Below are 23,758 nucleotides of genomic sequence, written 5' to 3'. Positions count from 1 at the left end.
CGAAGGGAAAACGGGCGATGATCTACACGGCGACAGGCTGGGCGGGGACACAAAAATATGCAGCGAGCTGGGCGGGTGACACCGGCGGCGGCGAGAAAACGGTTGCATGTCTCCTAAATCTCGGACTGTCCGGCCACTCGAACGTATGCACCGACATGAGCGGAAGCACAAAAGAGGAGATACATTACGGTTGTCTTCAGCCGCTCACCACCGGATTTTCGTGGCATATGTACAATCAGCCGTGGTTCAAGGGCAAGGAGATGCTCGATCTCTATCGTTTCTATGTTCGGCTTCGCTACCGGCTGCTCCCATACATATATTCCATGGCGCACGAGGCGTCACGTACCGGTACGCCGATGATGCGGGCGATGTCGCTCATGTGGCAGAATGATGTGCGGGCGGATGCATGCCTGCATCAATACATGCTGGGCGACTTTCTCCTGGTTTCGGTTTTCGATGAAAAGGTATATCTGCCGGAGGGCAGCTGGATAGACTATTGGACAGGACGAACGATACAAGGTCCGGCGGAGATACAGGCGGATGTTCCCGCTGATCGCGGCGGCTGTCTTTTCATAAGGACGGGGGCCATCATACCGCAACAGGAAGTATGCGATTTTATATCGGGGACACCGGAAAAGCTCATCTGGGAGATCTTCCCCCAGGGGGCATCGTCATTCGTCCTTCGGGAAGATGACGGTGTTACGCTTAAGTACCGTGACGGCGATGTTGCCGAGACGCATATTCTCTGCGAGGAAAATTCCGGGGAAACGAAGATAACGATATCGCCGAGAAAAGGATCGTACGACGGCATGCCGAAGGAAAGAGTGCATGAACTGCTCGTTCATCGCGATAGAGCCCCTTCGCGGGTAAGCGGCGGAACATGGAAATATGACGAGGAAAAGAAGATCGTCATCGTTTCGGGAATTGCGGAGCAGAAGATGCCGAGTACGGTTGAACTATTTGCATGAAAAAATGGCAGGGGCGGGGAAATAAATGACCCGTATCGATCCTCCGTGAACGTGCCCATGAGAAAAGTGTAATACTTTTACCGTTTTGTATCATAAAAAATGCATATCGTCAGTTACATTATATCTGCCGCACGATAGCGGATCGAAATGAATGAATAGGAGCGAACACATGCATAAACCAAAATGGGCGATATTCTACGACTTCCACACACAGCCGGATCAGCCGGACGTGGGAGAGCGCTTCGACGTTGAAGCGGCCACCGACAAATGGAAGGAATGCGGCGTGGACTACGTGGTCTTTCACGCGCGCTGCAATCTCGGCATGGCGTACTATGACACCAAAGTCGGGATACATCATCCGTCATTGAAGTACGATCTTTTCGGCAAACTCGCCGAGGCATGCAGGAAGAAAAATATCGCGCTTACGGCTTACCTGAACGCAGGGCTCAGCCACGAGGAGGGTTTACTGCATCGCGACTGGTGCGCGCTCACGCCGGAGGGATATACGTACGTTCCGCCGTTCATGGGCCACTGGACGCGGCATATGTGCTACAACACCGGTTATACGGAACATCTCCTTGCGATGATACGCGAGGTCGCATCGAATTATCCCGTCGCAGGTTTTTTTCTCGACTGTTTCAGCGTGCATGAGTGCATCGGTGTCGAATGCATACGCGAGATGAAGGCGAAAGGCATCGATTGGAGCGATAAGAACGCGCGTTACGAGTTCGCGCATATGTCGCAGATACGGCTCGCGAAGAAGATACGTGACACCGCGCTTGCGGCACGGCCCGATCTCCTCCTCTATTTCAACGGCGTGAATTTTGAGGATCAGAAGGACATCGGCACCTATCTTGAGTATGAATGTCTGCCGACCGGCGGCTGGGGATATGAACAGCTCCCCGTGTACGCACGTTACATGCGGACGCTCGGTAAGCCCGTGCTCAACATGACCGGACGTTTCCATCGCTCGTGGGGCGATTTCGGCGGCATACGCACGGAACCGAGCCTTGAGTACGACTGCATGGCAGGCATTGCCAACGGCATGCGCACGACGATAGGCGATCATTGGCATCCCCGCGGCGACATGAACAATGAAGTGTTCGATCTCATCAAGCGCATTTACGGGCGGCTGCAGAAACTCGAGCCCTACATCGACGATGCGCAGGCGTTGACGGACACCGCCGTTGTCGTGAACCGCGACTTCGGCGATAATGTCCTCGGCGCGGTACGCATGCTCGCGGAACTGAAAGTGCAGTTCGATGTGGTGACATCGGCATCGCAGTGGAAGGATTATCGCCTCCTTGTCATTCCCGACAGCATCACGCTCGATGATGATCTTGCGAAGAAGGTACGTGCACATATCGCCAAAGGCGGTGCCGTCATTGCAAGCGGAACTTCGGGGATGGATGCGCAGAAGAAGGAATTCTTCGATGAGTGGGGCATCACGTATACCGGCGAAGATGCAGCACCGGATATACGGTTCGAATCGACGACGACGAGCAATTACGCGTTACCATACCCCGCATATTTCCGTGCAGGAAAAACGCTTGCGGCGGGGCTTCCCGATATGCCGCTCAATTGCTATGTTCGCGGCATTCAGGTAACGCCCGGGAAAGGGACAGAAATCCTCGCGCATTGCATGTCGTCCTATTTCCCGCGCCATTGGGACGGCGAGCATCATCACCTGTACATACCGCCGGAAAACGATATCGACCGCGCGTTCATAACGCGGAAAGGGAATATCGTGCACATCACGCATCCGATATTCACCGCGTATCATCAGTCTGCGCCGGTGCCGCTGAAGCAGCTCGTTGCAAACATCATGGCGATGCTTCATCCGACGCCGCTCATCCGCACGGAAAATCTGCCGTCGTTCGCGCGTGTGACGGTGACAGAACAGAAGGGCAGGCGCATGGTGTATATGATGAACTATGTGCCGGAACGCAGGGGGGCATCGGTGGATATGATAGAAGAAGCGATAGAATCGCGCGATGTGAAGCTGTCGATACGCAACGATGGGAGAACGGTGAAGAAAGCGTATCTTGCTCCCTCGGGGGAGAAGCTTGATTTGACGGTGAAAGACGGATATGCTCTGGTGACTGTGCCGATCGTCAAGGGCTGGGCGGTGGTGGTGTTCGAGGAGTAATGAACAGAGCAGCGTGAATCAAGCGTGCATCAAAGGAGAATGAATGTGCCGAATGAAACCGTACCCCAGCCGCCGATGTCCGAATGGGAATTCATCGACGACCTGAAAACACCGCTCCACTCCCGCATCAATTGGAAAAGGAATAAGCCCGCATCCGGCGAAGCAGATCTCTCCGGCGGCGTTACGCTTTCGTTCGAGTTCCCCGATCATTCCGATTCATTACGAACGGCGTACGACGACTTTCGATCGTTCCTGAAGGCGGGGAATATCGATACGAACGGCCGATACCGCATCAACGTTGAAAAAGCGCCTACCGCATGCCTCGAAGCATACACTCTCGACGCGAGTATGGATTCATGCCGCATCAGCGTGAATGATACCGAAGGCATACGCCGTGCGCTCGTGTTCCTCGAGGATGAGATCATGCGCACCGGGGGGCCGTTCCTGGCTCTCGGCAGACGGGAACGAACGCCTGTCATCCGTACACGCATATCGCGCTGCTTTTTCGGTCCGATAAAACGCCCGCCGATGAACCGCGATGAGCTTGCAGATGATGTCGATTATTATCCCGATGAATATCTCAACCGCCTCTCGCATGAAGGCATCAATGCGCTTTGGCTCACGATAAAGTTCAAGGAACTCTGTCCGTCGCGGTTCTTCCCGGAATTCGGTATCGGCAGGGAACGCCGTCTGGAAAAGCTTCGGCGCACCGTGGCGCAATGTGCACGATACGGGATAAAGATATATCCGTTCTGTATTGAGCCGCAGGGATTCGGCCCCGCACCTGAGTACAATCATCCATTGTCGTATGTTGAGGGGAATGACTGGCTGAAAGGCCATACGAAATACTTCACCTACTTCTGCACATCAACGAAGGACGGGCAGGCTTTCCTTGAAGAGTCAACGTTCTACCTGTTCTCGCAGGTGCCCGGGCTCGGCGGGCTCATCGATATCAATCTCGGCGAGCGGCCGACGCATTGCTATTCTGCGACCGATAATTTCACGCATAATAATTGCCCGGTGTGCTCAAAGCGTAAGCCGTGGGAAGTATTTGCTGACACAACATCCGCCCTTGCGCGCGGCATGCAGCGAGCGGAGCCGAACACGGAAATGATATCGTGGCTCTATGTGCCGTATATGGAGAACATGGCGGAGACGAAAGCATTCATACGCGACATTGCGGCGCATGTACCGAAGAACGTAACGCTTCAGTATAATTTCGAATCAGCAGGTGCGGTGGAGCAGCTCGGGAAAGAGCGCATCGCTCTTGATTATTGGCTCGCCTGGCCGGGGCCGAGCGATATATTCACAGACTCTGCGAAGAACGCTGTCGCAGCCGGTGCACGGATGTCCGCGAAGATACAGGTGGGCTGTTCGCATGAAGTCGCGACGATACCGTTCATCCCGGTGCCGGGCAATCTGTACAAGAAATACAAAGCGATGCACGAGCTCGGCGTGAGCACGGTCATGCAGTGCTGGTATTTCGGCAATTATCCCGGACTCATGAACAAGGCCGCCGGGGAACTTTCATTCGCGCCGTTCTACGGCAGCGAGGATGATTTTCTGCGAAGTCTGGCGTCCGCGGATTGGCCGGGGCATGCGGACGACGTGGTCAAAGCATGGAAATATTTTCAGGAAGGCTATTCTAATTTTCCGGTCAATCTTCCCTTCACATGGTACGGACCCGTACATAACAGCATTGTGTGGCCGCTCCATCTCATCCCCGTCGATGAGCCGATAGCACCGAGCTGGAAATTCACGTATCCGGACGACAGCGGCGACCGCATCGGCGAATGCATTTCGTTCGGGCATACGCTCGATGAAGTGCTCGTGCTCCTCGGCAGAATGGATGAGAATTGGCAGAAGGGCTTGGCGATACTGAGAAGTCTCAGAGCGGACTATGCCGATGAAGCTGCACGACTCCTCGATATCGGGCTCGCAGAGGCGATAGGCCTTCAGATCCGGAGCGCACACAATGTCTACCGATTCTATGATATGCGCGAACGGCTGCCGCTCATGGCGAAGGACGGACAGCTGAAGACGCTCTATGATATGCGCGCCATCGTTGAAGAAGAGATCGCCAATGCGGGAACGATGATCGCGCTCTGCCGGGCGGATTCACGGCTCGGTTTTCATTCTGAAGCTGAGGGGTACAAGTACTTCCCGGCGAAGCTTACGTGGAGAATAGAGCGTCTGCGTACACTGCTGCAAAACGATTTTCCTCAAGTTGAAAAGATTATCACGAACGGAACGGATCTCTTCCCGGAATATACTGGCAAAAATCCACTTGGGAAGGTATACTCCTCCGGCATCGGCGGATCCGCGTGGGAACCGTTTGCCGTCGGCAATGGCCGCTGGAAAGCGCATCATGATAACGAAACGCTCACCATATCCGTGGAAACGAACATCGCGGCCGGGAATGTGTTCGTCGAGATAGAACCGCGGCGGCTGTGGCCGGTGATGAAATTCGAAGCGCGGCCGGACGGTACGAAAAAGCATCACAACAAATTGCCCATCGAGGATACGCGATGGTCGGTGTCAGTGGAGTGCGTGGATGGACGGATGGTCGCGCAGTTCACGATTCCGTTCGCCGTGTTCCGTGAAAAGTATATCACTCGGCCGCTGCGGTGCAATGTCTATTCCGCCGGCGCTGCACATGCGTGGCTGGAAAAACATCCGTTGCCGGGGCGATTGTTCTTCGGCGATGACAGTCCGAAGGATCTCGGCTGGGTGATATTTCGATAATACCGGGAGTTGATCTTCATGCAGGGAAAGGACCTCATCGACGCTGTAGAGCAGGAAATGCCGTTCGGCAAATATAAAGGCCGAAAGCTCATCGATATCCCCGAGGAGTATCTTGTCTGGATGAACGGCAAGGGTTTCCCTAAAAGCAAGATCGGACAGCAGCTTGCGCTTATCTATGAGGTGAAGCTCAATGGACTGGAAGACATGGCGATCGCCGCATGCAAGGCACGGCCGAATGACAGCGGTTCGCACACTTGACAAACCCCCGATAATTGCTGATACTATGTGTACCATACCATGTACCATAAAAAAGCAAGCACAGAAAAAGGGCCGTCGCTGCTGACGACGGTCAAGTCGGGCCGTATTGCGGCGCAGCTGAAGACCGACATAGCGAGCGGCGTATACGGCGAATCGATACCCGGCTCACGCATGCTTGCCGGAAAGTATCGGGCGAATTTCAAGACCATAAACAAGGCGATATCACGTCTCGTCGCCGACGGCACGCTCTATCACGTACGCGGTAAAGGGGCGTTCATACGGCGCCCGCCGCGCGGCGCCGGGGGCATCATCGGCATGTTCATGCGCGTGAGCGGGCACCTGTATCTCGACATGGCAAGCGCGCTAATCGGGAAGGTACAGGAGGCAGGGTTCCTCCCGGTGGTCAATGAGATAACCCCGGATGGATTTCGCATCAATTTTTTGAGCTATATCAGCCGGCTTGTCGAGCACGATCCCTATGCATTCGTCATCGAGGGTGTGGGAGGGAACATTAACTTTACCCATCTGAAGAACATGCGCCACAAACTGCAGAATCTCATATTCGGACATATCTGCGAGCACGGCTACGATTTTGATGCGACGTATATTCTTGCGGACTATCAAGCCGGCGGATATTGTGCAGCGAAGCATCTTATCGAGCTCGGGCACTCGCGCATTGCATTCGTCGGAAGTGAAACGAGATTCACCCCGGCGCAGTATCGCCTGACCAGCCAATATCATGCTTTGCGCGGATTCAAACAGGCATTGCGGGAGCATGATCTGTCGGAACAACACATACTGCTTGAATCGCTCGTTTCGCCGGAGCATATTGCCTCCCAATGGCGCGGGCTTCTCACCATAAAGGACAGACCGACCGCTCTTGTCGTATTCGCCGATCACCGCATCGTCAGGGCAATGCCGGTCATACGATCGCTTAAGCTCAGCGTTCCGCGCGACCTTGCGCTCGTCGGCTTTTTTGACACGCCGTGGTGCAGCATCCTTGACGTTCCTCTCACGAGCATTTCCATCGATGAGAAGCGCATAGGCACAATGATCGCTGAGCGGATCATCAAAGGCGATTTTACGAAGGAGCGCATCATGGTGCCGCCGCGCCTTGTCGTACGATCATCATGCGGTTCATTGAAGGGGATATCTACTCCACATGAGGTGCACAATGAAAAACTATCCTATTGAATACGCACTGCGGGTGATCGGGCCGTGCATTGCAGCGCTCTGCATGCTCGGGGGCAGCGCATTGTCCGGTGCGAATTTAAGGATCATCGAACATGACCGTTCGTTCACTGCCGTTACCGAACGGCTTGAAGCGACGTTCGCGGACGGCATGATCGTTCATCTCGTGGATCGCAGGACCGGCGAGATTATCGCGGACAAGGCCCGTGCAGACAACGCAGTGCCGGCGGGCATGGGCTGTTTGAATAACGATATCCCTTCCATGAGCAAGCTGCATGTGCCGTGGGGCTCGACTGCTTTGAAACAGCAATTACCCATTGGCATGGGAATGCCGAATTATCGTCGCCCGAATTCACGGTCCGTATACAGACTTGAAATGAAAGAGAACAGGGCTCGCGTCGCATGGACGGGATTGTCGAACGGCAAGGACTTCTATCCTAACGATGCATTGACGATCGTGGTCGGCATTGACGCCCGGGGAGCATTGACCGTCCAAACGAGCGGCGCATCGGCTGATGCCGGGGTTTTCGGCGCGACCACACCGCTTATCAATATCGATCCGAATGCCACGTTCATCCTTGCGCAATTCGGCGGCATGGAATTCGATCGCACAACGCAGGGGCCGGCACTTATGCCGTTCCTCGGTTCGCCCTTTTACGAGGTGCCGGTGATGGCGTTCGAAGTCGCGAATTCCTCTGTGGGCATGTGGATAGAAGATGATACATTCAGGACATTTGCCGCTTTTTTTAATTTTTCGGGGGACAGTTTCGGTTTTTCATTTGAGCAGTTGAATCTGATGCCGTTCGAGCCGTACAAAAATATCGAAAATAAAGCGGTCAAGCTGGACTGCTTTGCCAACGGCGATTGGAGATCGGCGATGACGCCCTATCGCGACTGGTACCGGGATCTTTTCAAAGGAGAGCTGCGCGTCCGCGATTCCATCACATGGGCGCGGGATATCAATGTCATCGTGGACGCGAGCCCGTTCGATGCAAATGCCCTGTCGGCAGTGGCTGCATTATTCCCGAAAGAAGCGGTGATGTTCCACGACTGGAATGCGCGCAAGCCGAAATTCGATACCGAACTCCCTGACTGGACGCCGCGGAACGATTTTATCGAACAGGTGCAGAGGATACGGTCGTTCGGCTTCCGGACAATGGCGTATGTTAATACCTACTGTGTGAATTATAATTCGGCTGTTTGGAAAAAAGACGGCATATCTGAATTCTTTTTAACGCGGAAAAGTTCACCGTATAAATACAAGGGCTCTGCGAGCACCGGCGATGTAAGCGATCTTGCGATAGGCACCATCAACTACGCACAGGGCGAAGATCAGTTCAAGGGAATGAAAGACGGCCAGATCGTGTACGGCGATCCGCTCTCGAAACGCTGGCGTGAGTACCATGCGAACATGATGAAATGGTGGAATACGACCACCGGATGCGATGCGAACTACGAAGATACTGCAGGGACAACGGGAGATTTCGGCAACGGCACGCTCGATGGCCTGATGGCAGGACAAGGAGCCGTTGCGCAGATGCGGAAGCTGCAGGAAATAAATCCATCGGTACCCATGGCATCGGAATACGGTCCATCCGCGATCGCGTTCGCGGTGACATGGGCTTTGAACTATGTGCAGATGTGGGGTAATCAGGAGTTCAGGCAATACCGCCTGCATCGTCAGCATCCGGTCGGGGCCTTCCTTTTCGGCAATCGTCAGTGGATACCGTACATTCGTTCCGGGAATGACTTCATGCGTCATCTTGCAACGGGATGCTCAGATGCACTGAACGGCATGGGAATGATGGCCTCAAGTGCGGCAATGCAGGACAGTATGGGCTTCATGGGGCACATGGTGTACCGTTCGCGCCTCTTTGCGGAGCTTGGACTGAAGCCGTATTTCCCGGATGGGCGCTTCGCGAAGCATATCAGGAGCATGTACAAGGATAAGAACGGCAAGCTGTACAGCTATTATGATGACGGGAAATTACAGCAACTGCTCGGGCCTGACGGAAAATCGCTTTACGGCAGGATAGACGGTCTCGACCGGATCGCGACCGAGCTTGCCCTGCCGAACTGGCCCCTGTACGCCGACGGGTTGATATTCGGTCTGGACCCGAATCAGAATTACGCGCTATTCCCGAGATCAAGCTCCGTATCAACGGCAATACGCATCAGTGCGCTGCCCGACGGCATCTCACTGGGGAAGTATTATGAGACCCCGGAGGGCGTATTCCTTGAGCTGCGATCGAACGTGAACAGAACCGGAACAGCAGACGTTGCCATCGCATTCAACCATGATTATAAGCATCTCTATGTGAATGATGAGGAGCTTCCGTTCTCAAGGTCATTGACGCTGAAAGGCGAATTTCCATTGCGAATGCAGGCGGTGCATGCAGGTAAAAAGCGAACAATGAACGAGCAGTTCTCCGGGGCGATGATGTCCCGGTCGATCAGCGCAAGCGGCATCGTGGAAGCGAATGCACCTCCGGGGACCGGTATCATCGTCGCCGAGGGGGTCTCGCGCAAGGCCATGATGTATAATAATGCCCAGACGGATTTCCTTGTTGTGGTCCCGACAGCAGACACATCGATCGTTACCTATGTTCAAAACAAGTCAGCAACATACGGCAACGGGACGATCGTGCGATTATTCATTAACGGAAAACTGATGCGGGAATTCGATTGCCAAGTGAGGAATGAACCTGTACCGGGGGCAAAGCCGCGTTTCACTTTGGATACCAAGATACGCAAGTGGACGGTACCGCTCGGCACGTATATCGGAAGAACGGTATGGATCACGCTGCTCTCCGACGGGAAAGGGGACAGCAACTCCGACCAGCAATGGTGGACGACGCCGATACTGATCAGTGATGCGGCGCAGAAGAACGAAGAAGTCGTAGAGTCGGGAAAGGATCCTAAATGATGCATCAGTTCGGGGTGATCACTTCCGCTGTTGTCCTCGCCGCCACGCTCCTCTGTGCTGATGACAAAGCCATCACGATCGGCTTTTTTGCCGATGCGCAGGGCAGTGATAAAGATACCGTGAGTACGCGCCATTACCGCGATTCAATTGCAAAAGTGAAGGACTTTGTCGCCGTCATGAATGAATGGAAGCCGGACATCGTCGTTCATCTCGGCGATCTCATCGACACGTGGTCGCCTGTATATACCAGGGAGATAAGCACTGAAGTTGCACGCTTGACCATGCCGTGCCACTTCGTCCTCGGCAATCACGATGTCCCTCGAAGGGAATTCACGAACATGCTGTCCCGTCAGTTCAACAGCTATTATTCGTTCATTGTCAAAGGCCTTACCTTTATCATTCTCGACGGAAATTGGAATGCCGACGGCAGTAAATTGGAAATGGGCTCACACTGGAACAAGGTCTATCTTGTACGTCCGCAGCTTGAATGGCTTACTCTGGAGCTTACGCGCGCAGCCGGCAAGGCCATCGTTCTCATCCATCAGCGTATAGACGAGGAAAACGCAATGAACCCGCATGCGCTCATGAATGCCGCCGAGGTGCGGCGCACTCTCGAGAATTCCGGTAAAGTGCTGGCAGTATTCCAAGGCCATGATCACCGCACAGGAACACGCACGGTCATCAATGACATCCCCTACTTCACCATCTTCGGCATGGTCGAGGAGGCCTATCCTGCAGTATCGTATGCGAAAGTCGTTCTCAGCATTACCAATGGAAGCATTTCGCTTTCCGGCGCAGGAAAACAGCCGTCGTATGAAGCGACGATTTCCCCCGCCGCAGTACCCGTAATGACTGGTCCGTCAACACCGATGAATACGTTCATGCTCACGTTCGACAGCGAGGAGGGTTTCGTGTCCGCCAAAGGCGAAAGCATTGTGACGATGAACGCATATAAAGGCGGATGCCTTGAGCTTGCCGGTGACGGCAGCTATACATACAAATCGATCCCCATATCCCTTGCGCCAAGAACGAAATACCGCATATCTGCAGCGGTAAAAAAAGGCTTCGGAAGCACGAACCGACACCCCTCGGTGATAGTCTACAGCCGTTCACAAAAACAAGCCATCGGCACCTGGGCAGGAGGGGTCGCGAACAATGAATGGTCCGTCATCAACAGCACTTTCGAAACAGGTGATGAAAATTCCGTAACGGATGTAAGGCTTAATCTCTACAATGTTGGATCCACTGACAGGGTATGGTTCGACGAAATATTCATCAGCAGATCAGAATGAATAAGGGCGGTGGGGCCACGATAATAGCATCAAAGGGGAGAAGCATGAAAACTTCGATCGGCAAAGCAGGGATCGCCATAGTACCATTCATGGTATGCCTGCCTGCGCTCATTTTTACGAATGAAATACCCCGTTGTTTCAGGTGAATTTTGAGAACGGTTTCGATGCAACAGAAGGGACAGGCATCGGCAGCGCAAAAGTGATCGGCAATGTCGTCATTTGACAGCACTCCGCTCCATGGTATACTCGCGGCATACCCACCGCACAATCGGCGATGACAGGTTCCGGAGACGATATGACCATTGATTTCAAGAACCCTTTCCAGCAAACGGGTGTATGGCTGAAAGGGAATCTTCATATGCACACGACGGAGTCCGACGGCAAACTCTCGCCACACGATGCGGTAAAGCGGTACGAGGACGCGGGATACGGTTTCATAGCGATAACCGATCACAACAAACGGACCATGCCCGATGTGCGCACGAACGGCATGCTCCTCATCCCCGGTGAAGAGATCGATTTTAATCACAACGGATGCTATCATATCGTCGCGGTGAACACACAGCGTGCGATAGGATTATCTCCGGATGAAAAAAAGACGATCACGCCCGCCGATGTCATCGCGCGTATACGAGCCGCCGGGGGCGAGGCGATACTCGCACACCCCTACTGGTCGAATGAAACGATAGAACAGACAAAACTGTGCGCGGGCGTTCTCGGCGTGGAAGTGTACAATCACGATTGCCATGTATGGCACGGCAGCGGCCACTCGATGGTGCACTGGGACGATATGCTCCGCATCGGCATGCGCGTGAACGGCTTTGCATCCGACGATGCGCATGCATACAGCAGTACATCGACGCGCCCGGACGATGCGCTCGGCGGATTCACCATGGTGAGGGCTAAAGAACGCACTCCCGAAGCCGTTATGGAAGCGATACGCGCAGGATATTTCTACGCATCGAACGGCCCTGAGATAAAGAACGTCACGATATCCGGCAGCACCGTTTCCATAGAAACATCGCCGGTTAAGTCGGTGTCGTTCCGCACGCCGCATTGGAACAGCGTACGCTATGAGAACACCGACGGATCGCTCATGACCGCGGTATCGCATGCCATTGCGCACACTATGCGGATCATGCGCATCGAGTGCATGGATGATAAGGGACGCATGGCGTGGACGAACCCGTTCTGGCTGTCGGAATGATCTTTTTGCTATGAAGGATACCATACTCCACCTCCGCGCGAACGATTTCTTCAGCGACGGCTTTCCCTTCGGCGTCATACGCGTACGCACCGATAATGTCTCGCCGCTCTGGCATGATCACGATTTCTTCGAGATGGTGTTCATCGTCAACGGTTCCGGCGTGCATAAGACGCTGTCTCGTAAGACGCCGCTGAAACGCGGGAGCGTATACTTCCTCAATCGCGGCGAGGCTCATTCCTATGAAACGAAGGGCATGCTCGAGAACATAACGTTCGTTTTTTCACCGGCGTTCATACGCGATCCCTATATTTCGGACATCGCCGATGATCTTTCCATATTCCCGCTCAAAGCGTTCGCCGAGGGCCGCCGCGGCGGATTCCATGCCCTCTCACTCACGCTCGCGGCATTCGCCGCCGTGCATCCGCTCATTGAATCGATTGCCTCCGAACATGCCGCGCGGCGAGAGCATTATCAGCGCGTCATACGCTGCGATATGACGAAGCTCCTCATCATGCTTTCCCGCTCCGATGATACTCCCGCGCCTATGGACACGCATGCCGAGCGCGCGATGGAATATATCCGCACACATTACCGCGGCGATGTAACGCTTACCGCCATCGCCGATGCTGCCGGTCTTAATAGTTCGTATCTCTCACGCCACTTCCATGCGAGAACGGGGTTCCGTATCACCGAATACATCAACGATGTTCGTACACAGAAAGCCACCGAGCTCCTCCGCACGACACGCATGCCGGTCATCGATATCGCCGAGGAGACCGGGTATAAAAGCCTCTCGGCGTTCTACGATGCCTTCAAGCGGGCCACCGGTGTATCGCCGGCGCAGGTGCGCGAGCATGCGAATGCCGCCGGTAAAAAACCGGGAACGAAAGGTAAAAAAACCGGAAGAAGGTAGCGCCTATCCTTCGTATCATAGTGCCGTAACGATAACGAAGGAGTCTGCGATGAAAGCTGCCGTTGCAAATGGCGATGGAACGATACACGTCGTATCCGTGCCTGAACCCGCCGTCGGTCCGTATCAATGCCTCTGCAAAATAAACGCCTGCGCATCATGTACGGGTACCGATCAGAAAATAGTTGCCGGTCATTTCGGCGGCAAGGACAATTTCCCCGGCGTGCTCGGCCATGAAAGTGTCGGCCGTGTGGTCTCCACCGGAGCGAAGGTTCGGCACATAAAGGAAGGCGATGTATTCCTTCGTCCGTCAAGTGTATACCCCGGCGGACGGCTCGGCAGCTACGGATCGCTCTGGGGCTGTTTCGCCGAATACGGCATTGTCACCGATATCGATGCCTTTCGCGAGGACAAAGCCGAGGGCGCGCTCAGTGGATACACCACCTATCAGCAGAAAATACCGAGCGATGCCGTGCGGTCCGATGAAGAGATGACCATGCTCATCACGCTCAAGGAATTGTCGAGCTTTCTCGTCAACTGCGGCGTTGCGCCGTATTCATCGATCGTAGTACTCGGCACAGGGGCGGTAGCCATGGCGGCCGTGTATTTCGCCAAACTTCTGGGTGTTCATCCTGTCATAGCTGTCGGAAGACGAGATGAGGCGCTCGCACACATGAAGGAAGTCGGCGCTGATCATACTATTAATATTGCAAGGGAAGACATGATCGCCGCGGTACGCAAAATTCTTCCCGGCGTGAACCTCGTCGTCGACACGACGGGCAATGTGGAGCTCGCATCGAAGGCGCTCGATATTTGCGCACCGAACGGACGCGTCGTCATGTACGCGCTCCCGGAAAAGAACGACATCACCATTCCCTGGGACCATGCCATCGGTAAAAGCATGGCCGTCGTCGGCCCGAGCGAGAACAAGGCGCATCAGTATCTCATCGATCTCATTCGCTTGAACGCGGTTCCGCTCAAGAAATTCTATTCACACACCATGCCGCTTGCCGATATCGCCGAAGGGTTTGCCATGTTAAAGGAGAAAAAGGCTACGAAAATAGTCTTTACAATATAAACACTCACCTCCACCCGCCGCGCGCCCCTCGACTCCCACCTCGACAAGCTCGGGGCGGCGGCTCGGGGTACGCTCGGCACCCTCCCCCTCTCTCACATCCCCGTGAGAGAGGGGGAGGACCGGGGAGGGGGTGAGTGTGAAACAAGGAGCATCTCATGAAAACACAAGCCGTACTTTTCCCGAAGACAGATTCGTTCGAAATGACCGACATAACGCTCGATGAACCGGGAGTGAACGATATCGTCGTCAGAACGCTCGTCTCCTCGATATCACCGGGGACAGAACGATGGATACTCCGCGGGCGTCATATGGGCACGCAGTTCCCGCTCATCCCCGGCTATCACCGCATCGGTGTCGTTGAAAGCGCTGGAAAAGATGTCAGCGCGTTCAAGACGGGCGATGTCGTGTACGGCTGCGGGAATCGATGGAAAGAAAAGACGATCAACTCGATGTGGGGCGCGCATGTCGGCATGTCGGTGAGCGCTCCGGCGGGGTATAATCTCCTCTCTCACAGCATGCTGTCGCCCGCTGAGCTTGAATCGCTTTCATTCTCCGTTGTCATCGGCGTGGCGGTGCGCGGTATTCGCTTCCTCGATCCGAAATTCCGTCAGTCCATGGTGATCATCGGCGGGGGCATCATCGGCGTATGCGCTGCGATGCTCGCGCAAAAGCGCGGCTGCGCGGTCGCCGTGCTCGAACCTGACACGGAGCGGCGCGCGTTCATACAAAAACTGCTGCCCCTCGTGCTCGATCCCGCTGACACCTCGCTCGAGGAAAAGCTCAAAGCGATAGCGCCGAACGGATTCGATCATCTCTACGACAGTGTCGGTCATGCGCCGACCACCGACAGGCTCGTGAAGCTCATGCGAAGCCAGGGCACGGTGCTCCTCCAGGCGCAGTATTTCGACAAGGAAAAGTGCGCCATCGATATCGATCAGATAAAGCTGAAGGAGCTGACGATAAAGACCACCTGCGGCACGCGCGACGAGGACTGGCATGATACGACGACCTACATTCGGGACGGCTATCTCCCGGTCACGCCGCTCATCACGCAGCGCTTCGGCACGGAAGACATACTCACGGGCTATGAGCTCCTCTCGTCCGGCAAGCCGTTCAATCTGGGCATGGTGTTCAACTGGAACAACTGATCGAGATGACATGCGTTGCGTTTCTACGCTCTCGATGTATCCTACCGCGAGGGGCGTGCACCCTCGGGGAGACATCGCATGAAGATCGCTGAGTTCACCGCACTGTTAGATAGAGCATATCGCAGGCATCATGTCATCGGCGATGAGCGATTCGGCGTCGTCGCCGGGCTCGATCTTGAAGGGCGACTCTTCACCGTCCTTGACGGCGAGGTGGTAAGCCGCGTGAATGCCGAAGCGATAATGGCGGTCTCTACGCGGCACAAATATCAGAACCCGGGCGGGGATGTGCTCTGGCCGGCACCGGAAGGGACAATGTTCGGTTATGAGTATACCGCCGGCACCTGGCGTGTTCCCCCGGAGATAACCGGCGCACGATATGTCGTTGTTCAAAGCGCTCAGTCCTCCGCTGTCATCGAGGCTGAGATAGATCTTGTCAATAACAAAGGCATCGGCATCCCGTGTCTGTTCACGAGGGATATACATCTCGATGCGGGCGGCAACGCACGGGTCATGCATGTTAAAGAATCGATAACCTATCTCGGTACGCGGACATTACAGCGCGGTGAATTCCTCATCGCGCCGTGGTCATTGTCGCAGTTCGACAGCGGGCCGGGTGCCGAGGTCGTATTTCCGCATGCTGCCGGAAGCGTGCGCGACCTCTACGATGCAAGCGACAGCCAGCGTTCGGTCCGCGACGGGCTCTGTCACACAAAGACCGATACATCACAGCGGTATCAGATAGCTATAAGTGCGGCGGTAGATCATATCGAATATCACAACCCAGAAAAAAAGCTTACCGTCCGTCGTACTGCGGAGAAGATACGCTCAGGGAGATATATAGACATTGCCGATGCGCCGCCGGATACGATACCGTCGGATATCGGAGTGCGTTTCAGCGTGTACAGCGACAAGAGCGGATTTATGGAGATAGAAGCGGCGGGCGGATGCATCGATGAGCTGAAGAATGGCGATACGCTGCGGCTGCGGGTATCGACGGCTTTTTCGACAGGCGATATGTGATGATCGGAAATACCGGCTATTGCCGCGATACGTTCACCAGTCCTTGCTGATGGAATACTTCGCTCCGTTGGGCATCGTATATCCGTGCGTGCGGCCCTGCTGGAATTCAAGCTGTTTCGGTACGCTGAGATTATTGTACAGCACCGCTATCGTCGACGGCGGGCAGGTGTAATCACCGAGTCCCGCAAATATATGCGTTTTGCATTTGATGCGTTTGGCGTGATTGGCAGCATCGTAGTAGCCGAGCGCATCGAACCATTTCATGAACCAGCCCGAGAGCCTGTTGCGATTACGCCCCCCGAGGTCGCAGCACCAGGGAATGCCCGCATCGCAGTAGGACACATCGGGATCGAGCCCGGCGGCGGCAAGGCATTGCAGGCCGCCCTGACTGCCGCCGGTAACGATGAGCGTTTTGCCGTCCCATTCGGGCTGTGATTTGATGAACTCGAGCGAGCGCATGACGCGCATGAACATACCGTTGAAATATGCCGTTTCCGGGTCCTTGTTCTCATCATCCTTCCACGCATATCCTTTGAGCGTTGTATCTGAAAGTTTTTGATAATACTCCGCCGGCATGCCGTTGGATATGCCGTGCGCGTTGACATCCATGGCAAGCGAGTTCAAAGCCGATCCGGTGGGCTTATTCGAGCTGCGGACACCGTAGCCGTGAAAGCTCACACGCGCAGGAATCGACTTCGCCGCCGCATTCTTCGGCCTGCAGTAATAACCGGACACCGGCATAGTCCCTGCGCAGTCTACCTTCACATCGAAACAAAGCACATCGGCGTTACCGGAGTCGACCGGCACCATCTCGGCCTTGAGCGGTACTGCGGCAAGTCGTACCTTCTGCTTCTTCCAGAACGCATCGAAGTCGTCAGGTTCCGGCCACCCTTCGATGCCGTCAAGCGCTATCCCGGCACCGCCGTCGAACGAAGGCATGTTCTTCCCATTGTTCATGAGCGTCTTGCCGTTCTCATCGCTCGCGACGACGTTGATGTGCACGAAGCCCGGCTGCTCTATCGAGGTGGTAATGGTGAGCGGTTCATCGGCCGAAGAAACGGCTTTTCCGCCATTCGTTCTTCCGTCATCGCCGCGGCGCAGCCACAAAAGGTTCTTTCCCGCCACGGGCTTGCCGTCCTCAAGGAGCTGCACGGTGAACACCATGTTCTCTCCGGAGGCATAGGTGAGCGGGTCCTTATCGGTTGAGGCCATGAACGTATATGTTCCGGCTGCGAGCGCTCCGGCAAATGTCATGAAAGCGGCGAACGAGAGTATATGCACGGATGATCTCATGATGCCTCCATAAATGTGGCCTTCAGTATAGTAAAGATGATGACACCTGTCAAACGTATCGGCAGGTATTTCAAGACAAGTGCATGATATGCATTGACAGAAAGCGGTATGATAATACAATACGGGATATGCGCCCCGTGTTCATCTCTATATTCACCGTTGCGGTCCTTTTTCCGATAGACATCCGCGTGCTCATCGCCGACATGCCGCCGCCGTACACGATCACCGGTGCGCACGTCACGGTCCTCAACGCGGCATATTCGAACGTGATAGCCGATGCACCATCGGTGACATTCTCGCCGAATGCCAAGGGTGTAACGGTGGTAGATAAAGGCGTATTCACGCGTGTAGTCGTAACGGCATCGAATGCTTCGGTGAACGGTCAGCCGTTCAACGGAACGTTCGTGCTCTGCCGTGATGCCGATAAACTCGCCATCATCAATGTCGTACCGATGGAAGATTATATCGCGGGCGTGCTCCCGTACGAAATGGGACCGTCATGGCCGCTTGAGGCCCTTAAGGCACAGGCGGTAGCGGCGCGGTCATATTCCCTGCACTATCTTCTTGCCTGTGCGGGAAAAGGGAATTATGATGTTGAGAACACCACGCGGCATCAGGTGTATCGCGGCACACGCGCGGTAACTGCGGCGGTACGTGCGGCCGTGAGCGCCACCGCGGGCGAGGTTATGCTCTTCCGCAACAAAGTCGTTCCTGCGTATTTTCACGCTTCGTGCGGCGGCTACACCGAGGGCATGTACCGAATTTTCAAGATCGATATACCGTATCTGCGCGGCGGTCCGTGCTATTACTGTACGACGAACGCAAAGCGATGGACGCTCGATATCCCCCTCGCATCGTTCTCAAAGCTCATCACCACCGGGACGCATACGGTGAAGAGCGTATTCATCACCGAGACCGATGCGTCAGGGCGTGCGGTTTCGCTTACGCTCGTGTCCGACGGCGGCTCGTTCATCGTCCCCGCGCCGCTCATACGAAAGACCGTCGGTCCGAAAAAACTGCCGTCGCTGAATTTCACGCTTGCCGTGAGCAATGGGACAGCGCATCTGAAGGGCGTAGGCAATGGGCATGGTGTCGGCATGTGCCAGGTTGGCGCCTACGGCATGGCGCAGCATGGCTTTACGTATCGGACCATTCTTGAGAATTATTATAAGCTCATAGAGATACGCGACGTGCGCAGCGTCAAGGACATATCCCCCGATATATGGAATCTCAAGGAAAGCTATCTCAACGCGTTCTTCTCTCGCTAGGGTCGAATATCGATCCCCGCGTGAACATTCGAGAAGCCGTACGGCGCATTGGTACGCTTGCGGACGTCACTCCTCTGCGTGTGTCGTCGCTCTATCGAAGCGAGAGGCTCGGGGATGCCGCGACCACGGATTTCCATAACGCAGCAATGACGATCTTGACGGAAATTTCCCCCGATGCATTGCTTACCGCGCTTAATGCTATTGAACATGAACTCGGAAGGGTGCGTACGGTGCGCTGGGGCGACAGGACCATCGATATAGACATCATCCTCTTCGGTGATATACGGATGGATACGCCGCGGCTGACGATACCGCATCCTGGTTTCCGCACGCGGCCGTTCGTACTGCTGCCGTCGATAGAGATCGATCCGACGTTCCATGATATCGATGGGACTCCGTTCACCGAGCTTCTTCAGCATGCCGTCGGGCGCTGTGAACGCCTTGAGGGAACATCGCCCCCGCTTTTTTGAGATGAAGAAAGCTATTTTTTTATGCTGTGTTCGCGCCATTTCGGCGGGTAGGGATTGCCGTACTCGGTGAAAAGCCACATCTGCATGGCGTTCGTGGGGCAGACGTTCACGCAGCCGAAGCATATCGCGCAGGTGCCTTTGGGCTTCGGATAACCGTTCGCCATGGATAGACGTTCGGTCGGACAATTGCGCACACAGATGCCGCAGCCATTGCATCGTTTTCTGAAAACATGGTTCCGATAGATCCGATCAATGACGGGATTATCGATGACGATACCAGCGATGAAGAGAACGAACGGCCACAGAATGACAGGATATCCTGTTATTCTGCCGTGCACGAAGTCCTCGCCGTCGCGTCGAACAGCATCGATATCGTATCGCCGCGGGAGGAGCGTATCGATGAAGTTCCAGAGGCGCTTCGGCCCGAGCCGTACCGTGGTCACGTTCAACGGGTATACACCCCAGTTGCGTCCGGCAACGCGATATCCCTTAAGCGTCAGGATAAGCCAGACGACAAAGCCGGCGTTTTCCGGACCGCCGCCGGCCGAGTAGAGAATGAACGCGGACTTTCCCTTCCCGCGGGGGAGCGCTGTGATGAGCCAATAGAAGAGCGGCCAGGGCGGTTTCCATCCGATGACCGGGAAGGCTATCGCGAGGGCATCACCCGTAAGGTTTGCGCTGAACGAGCGGTAGTGATGATGACGGTGCAAGGATACTTGCGCGCCGGCAGCGGCTGCACCGCGTATGAACGATGCCGCCAGATGCGCCGTGTTCGAGGAATATGAGCTCATGATGACATCGATATGGGTGACCGCGTTGCGCGGCATGCGCATCGCAGAAAAAATGGGAATGATGTGCATCGCGGCCATGGCAGCAATGAGGATATTGTCCGCGGCTGAGAACATGAGAAGGTCCTCGGACGAAGCGAGGAGCCATGCTGCGGAAATGATCGGAGCAAGGAGCGATGAAGCACGCGGGGCGATGCGATACCCCGCCGCGATGGCAAGCGCAGCGATAAGCGGGAGATGAAGCAGTGCTGCATGTGATGTATGGTCCTTGAGCACGAGCCAGGTAAGAAGGACGGTGCCGGTCTCAAAACCGAATGACGTGGAACGGAACGCGAAGATGACGGCGAAAAACACGAACGTGATGAGCACCAGCGATATCGGCCAGAACATATCGCCCGACATTCCCGGAACGGCCCTGAACAGTACGGCTGCCGCGACGGCGTAGGTGATACAAGCGGCAAGGGGAGCGATGATATCCCGCGTGAAGTTCGAATGGTTCGCTTCGGGCATACGCCACCTCGATCATGCGATGCGGGAAAGTATACTGCGACAGGGCTTTCCGGTCAATTCGCACGATACCGGCACCGGATACGTTCGAGGTGCGCCGCAGAGTTCCTGCTTGAATTCCCCCCGCATGCGCCGTACAATGCATGCATGAAGAAGCCGCATGAGGATGTCGATCTTTTTGCCTACGAGCGTGCATTAACGGCCGATGGCCGAGGGCGTATCGCCGGCATCGATGAAGTGGGGCGCGGTGCGCTTGCGGGGCCGCTCGTTGCAGCGGGCGTGATACTCGATCTCGACAACGTCCCGCTGGGGATAAACGATTCAAAGAAGCTTTCCGCCAGGAAACGCGAAACGCTTTACGATGCCATCATCGCCTCGGCGCGCGCGTACAAGATAGTGTTCACTCCGATAGAGACGATAGACGATGTGAACATCCTCAATGCGACGATAATGACCATGCAGGCCATAGTCCGGGAGATGGACCCTCCGCCAGACCATCTTCTCATCGATGCGGTGCATCTGCCGGCGGTATCCACGCCGCAGACATCCATCATCAAAGGGGATGCGAAGTCAGTATCAATAGCGGCGGCAAGCATTCTCGCGAAAGTCGCGCGCGACAGGCATATGGAGGAGCTCTCAAAAGGTTTTCCCGGCTACGGCTGGGAGAAGAACAAGGGCTACGGTGCGAAGGACCATATCGAGGCGATACATACGAAGGGCGTCACTGAGCATCATCGCCGGACATTCGCCCCGGTCTCCGGGATACTGGAGACGAATACGCTCTTCTAACCCTTCGGCTGCGCCCCGAAGCGATTGAGAAGATCGTCGATGACGGCGCGGTTCTCGTCGTTCACATAAACGAACTCGACGTATTTTTTCTCGTCCTGCCAGCGCTTAACGGCGCCCTTGAACGCAAGGTGCTCGCCGAAAATATCCAGTTCTATCTTGACGATCTCGTTCTTTGCGTAGGTGGTCGAGCATGTGACGGCGATCCCATTGGGCGAAAGATCGACGAGCGCTTCGCGGTATTCCTCGCCGGTAACCTTCTTTATCAGCGCTGTCTCGCCGCCGGAAAAATAGATGCGAACGTCCCTGAGCATGGGCACCACCGTACTGTTACTATATCCGAGTGCGGCGATTCTGTAAAGATGCTGATGCACACATGCTGATGCACGCGACTTATTGACATCGTTCATAAAAATTCGTATACTAAGCGCTCTAAGAGAAGGCCTTGTCCACAAAGCGCACTTGTGCTGCACGGGCGCGTACAAGGAGCATTTTCCACCATGGAGATCATTGAAAAGGACGGCGGGTCCGTCCGTATCGCGGTGCTGGAAGGCGATCTCACCGCCGATGACGGCATGCATATGCGCGATGTCATTCTCGACGCCATGCGTTCGCCCTCGTGCCGGCGTCTTTACTTCGATATGAGCAATGTACGTTTTATCGGCTCAAGCGGGCTCGGCGTCCTGCTTTTCGGGCTGAGGCGTCTCCGGGAACAGAAAAAAGAACTTGCTATCTGCAATGTCGCTCCGCCGGTGCGGAAACTTTTTCAGGATATTCGCCTGGACGCCGTCCTGCCCATGGATGAGAAGGTCACGGTGCGTTGATAGAGGAGCGGGGGGCGTGACCGCGCCTGCCAATGGATGTCCGTGTCTACGCGGACTCCCTTACGATAAGCCGCGACGGCAGCTGTTCGCTCGCAACTTCTTCGCCGCGTATGCGGTGTATGAGCTTCTTTGCCGCAAGCGCGCCGATGTCATAGAGGGGGTTGTCGATGGTGGTGAGCGCCGGTGTCAGGAGCGTAGAGACATCCTGATTATCGAACCCGGTCACCCGTACATCCGCAGGTATCGCGACGTTCTCCCGCTTGAACGCTTCGATGAGCCCGAATGCCATGCGGTCATTGGCGCAGACGATCGCATCCGGGAACGGTGCACCGAGAAAATGGGAAGCGGCATTGCGGCCGCTCGTTCGTGAGAAGTCGCCGTCAACGGAGCGCATGACGGTAAATCCGAATTCCTCTGCGAGCGATGAGAAAAGCCGCGTCCGGTCGACGGCATTGACGAAGCTTTCCCCGCCGTTGAGAAAGCCGAGCACACGTACGCTTTTTTCGCGGAAATAGGCGAACAGTTCACGCATCCCGGATTCTGAATCCGTATCGACGGATATGAACGGTTTTCCGGGGACGTAATGATGCACGAGCACGAACGGCACCGTGCGCGAATGGAGCTCGTCATACCGTGTATCGCCGATACGTCCGCCGAGGAAGATGAACCCGTCGACCGCATGCGAGAGCACCTCGCGCTCAAGGTCGCGTGCGGAAAGGCCGTCATCGGTAATGACCGTCACCGAATAGCGTGCCGCCTTCGCCGCGCCGACAGCACCGTAGAGCACCTTGGAAAAATACTCCGACGGCACGGCGCGAACGCGTCCCTCGCTCATCGAGAACGGGATGACGAGCCCTAAGCGGAAACTTTTCTTCTGATAAAAGCTCCGGGCAAGGTCCGACGGTACATAGCCGAACCGTTTGGCGATGC

The 23,758-nt window shown here is 55.3% G+C and carries 20 protein-coding genes; 16 read left to right on the top strand and 4 right to left on the bottom strand.

The genetic code is table 11. From position 1 onward, the window contains the following. From AABZ39_05490 to AABZ39_05435, 12 genes are all read left to right on the top strand, one after another. Positions 1-968: DUF5110 domain-containing protein (locus AABZ39_05490; protein ID MEK6794207.1), on the top strand; the 968-nt coding region annotated here is incomplete at its 5' end. A gap of 169 nt (positions 969-1,137) precedes the next feature. Continuing rightward, positions 1,138-3,117, top strand: coding sequence for an alpha-amylase family protein (locus AABZ39_05485; GenBank protein MEK6794206.1), 1,980 nt, complete (start codon positions 1,138-1,140; stop codon positions 3,115-3,117). A 45-nt stretch (positions 3,118-3,162) separates the two neighbouring features. Next, positions 3,163-5,862: a hypothetical protein gene (locus tag AABZ39_05480; GenBank protein ID MEK6794205.1), complete on the top strand. Its 2,700-nt coding sequence runs from the start codon at positions 3,163-3,165 to the stop codon at positions 5,860-5,862. An 18-nt stretch (positions 5,863-5,880) separates the two neighbouring features. Then, a complete protein-coding gene (locus AABZ39_05475) occupies positions 5,881-6,120 on the top strand; it encodes a DUF3820 family protein (protein MEK6794204.1) in 240 nt (79 codons plus the stop codon). A 39-nt stretch (positions 6,121-6,159) separates the two neighbouring features. Next, positions 6,160-7,314, top strand: a complete 1,155-nt coding sequence (locus AABZ39_05470; GenBank protein MEK6794203.1) for a substrate-binding domain-containing protein — start codon at positions 6,160-6,162, stop codon at positions 7,312-7,314. Continuing rightward, entirely contained in the window at positions 7,295-10,237 is a 2,943-nt protein-coding gene (locus AABZ39_05465) for a DUF6259 domain-containing protein (protein ID MEK6794202.1), read from the top strand. Before AABZ39_05470 ends, AABZ39_05465 begins: the two co-directional genes overlap by 20 nt. After that, positions 10,234-11,529 carry a metallophosphoesterase gene (locus tag AABZ39_05460; GenBank protein ID MEK6794201.1) on the top strand — a complete coding sequence of 432 codons (1,296 nt, stop codon included), beginning with the start codon at positions 10,234-10,236 and terminating at the stop codon, positions 11,527-11,529. Before AABZ39_05465 ends, AABZ39_05460 begins: the two co-directional genes overlap by 4 nt. A 295-nt stretch (positions 11,530-11,824) precedes the next feature. Beyond that, positions 11,825-12,736: a CehA/McbA family metallohydrolase gene (locus AABZ39_05455; protein MEK6794200.1), complete on the top strand. Its 912-nt coding sequence runs from the start codon at positions 11,825-11,827 to the stop codon at positions 12,734-12,736. A 10-nt stretch (positions 12,737-12,746) separates the two neighbouring features. After that, positions 12,747-13,649: an AraC family transcriptional regulator gene (locus AABZ39_05450; GenBank protein MEK6794199.1), complete on the top strand. Its 903-nt coding sequence runs from the start codon at positions 12,747-12,749 to the stop codon at positions 13,647-13,649. Between the two features lie 49 nt (positions 13,650-13,698). Beyond that, positions 13,699-14,724: a zinc-binding dehydrogenase gene (locus AABZ39_05445; GenBank protein ID MEK6794198.1), complete on the top strand. Its 1,026-nt coding sequence runs from the start codon at positions 13,699-13,701 to the stop codon at positions 14,722-14,724. Between the two features lie 155 nt (positions 14,725-14,879). After that, positions 14,880-15,872 carry a zinc-binding dehydrogenase gene (locus AABZ39_05440; protein MEK6794197.1) on the top strand — a complete coding sequence of 331 codons (993 nt, stop codon included), beginning with the start codon at positions 14,880-14,882 and terminating at the stop codon, positions 15,870-15,872. Positions 15,873-15,950: 78 nt separating this feature from the next. Beyond that, positions 15,951-16,892 carry a DUF6786 family protein gene (locus tag AABZ39_05435; protein MEK6794196.1) on the top strand — a complete coding sequence of 314 codons (942 nt, stop codon included), beginning with the start codon at positions 15,951-15,953 and terminating at the stop codon, positions 16,890-16,892. A 33-nt stretch (positions 16,893-16,925) separates the two neighbouring features. On the opposite strand, the gene AABZ39_05430 is transcribed toward AABZ39_05435, so the two are convergent. Continuing rightward, positions 16,926-18,185, bottom strand: coding sequence for an acetylxylan esterase (locus AABZ39_05430; protein MEK6794195.1), 1,260 nt, complete (start codon positions 18,183-18,185; stop codon positions 16,926-16,928). 137 nt (positions 18,186-18,322) lie between these two features. Here AABZ39_05430 and AABZ39_05425 point away from each other — a divergent pair, with 137 nt between their 5' ends. Continuing rightward, on the top strand, positions 18,323-19,453 hold the full coding sequence (locus AABZ39_05425; protein ID MEK6794194.1) for a SpoIID/LytB domain-containing protein: 1,131 nt from the start codon (positions 18,323-18,325) through the stop codon (positions 19,451-19,453). 20 nt (positions 19,454-19,473) lie between these two features. Then, positions 19,474-19,923: a 2-amino-4-hydroxy-6-hydroxymethyldihydropteridine diphosphokinase gene (gene folK / locus AABZ39_05420; protein MEK6794193.1), complete on the top strand. Its 450-nt coding sequence runs from the start codon at positions 19,474-19,476 to the stop codon at positions 19,921-19,923. Positions 19,924-19,934: 11 nt separating this feature from the next. Here the strand turns inward: folK and AABZ39_05415 are convergent, their stop codons facing one another. Then, positions 19,935-21,221: a hypothetical protein gene (locus AABZ39_05415; GenBank protein MEK6794192.1), complete on the bottom strand. Its 1,287-nt coding sequence runs from the start codon at positions 21,219-21,221 to the stop codon at positions 19,935-19,937. A 144-nt stretch (positions 21,222-21,365) separates the two neighbouring features. On the opposite strand from AABZ39_05415, the gene AABZ39_05410 reads away from it, so the two are divergent. Continuing rightward, positions 21,366-22,007: a ribonuclease HII gene (locus AABZ39_05410; protein ID MEK6794191.1), complete on the top strand. Its 642-nt coding sequence runs from the start codon at positions 21,366-21,368 to the stop codon at positions 22,005-22,007. Here AABZ39_05410 and AABZ39_05405 read toward each other — a convergent pair. Further along, positions 22,004-22,318 carry a PilZ domain-containing protein gene (locus tag AABZ39_05405; GenBank protein MEK6794190.1) on the bottom strand — a complete coding sequence of 105 codons (315 nt, stop codon included), beginning with the start codon at positions 22,316-22,318 and terminating at the stop codon, positions 22,004-22,006. The genes AABZ39_05410 and AABZ39_05405 overlap by 4 nt on opposite strands. Before the next feature lie 186 nt (positions 22,319-22,504). Here AABZ39_05405 and AABZ39_05400 point away from each other — a divergent pair, with 186 nt between their 5' ends. Further along, positions 22,505-22,828: an STAS domain-containing protein gene (locus AABZ39_05400; protein ID MEK6794189.1), complete on the top strand. Its 324-nt coding sequence runs from the start codon at positions 22,505-22,507 to the stop codon at positions 22,826-22,828. A gap of 46 nt (positions 22,829-22,874) precedes the next feature. On the opposite strand, the gene AABZ39_05395 is transcribed toward AABZ39_05400, so the two are convergent. Beyond that, the coding region (locus AABZ39_05395) for a LacI family DNA-binding transcriptional regulator (protein MEK6794188.1) at positions 22,875-23,758 on the bottom strand (884 nt) is incomplete at its 5' end.

The sequence above is a fragment of the Spirochaetota bacterium genome (genome assembly GCA_038043445.1).
GTDB lineage: Bacteria > Spirochaetota > Brachyspiria > Brachyspirales > JACRPF01 > JBBTBY01.
Note: the sequence above shows the minus strand (reverse complement) of the source record. Positions and strands in the feature narration are given on the sequence as shown.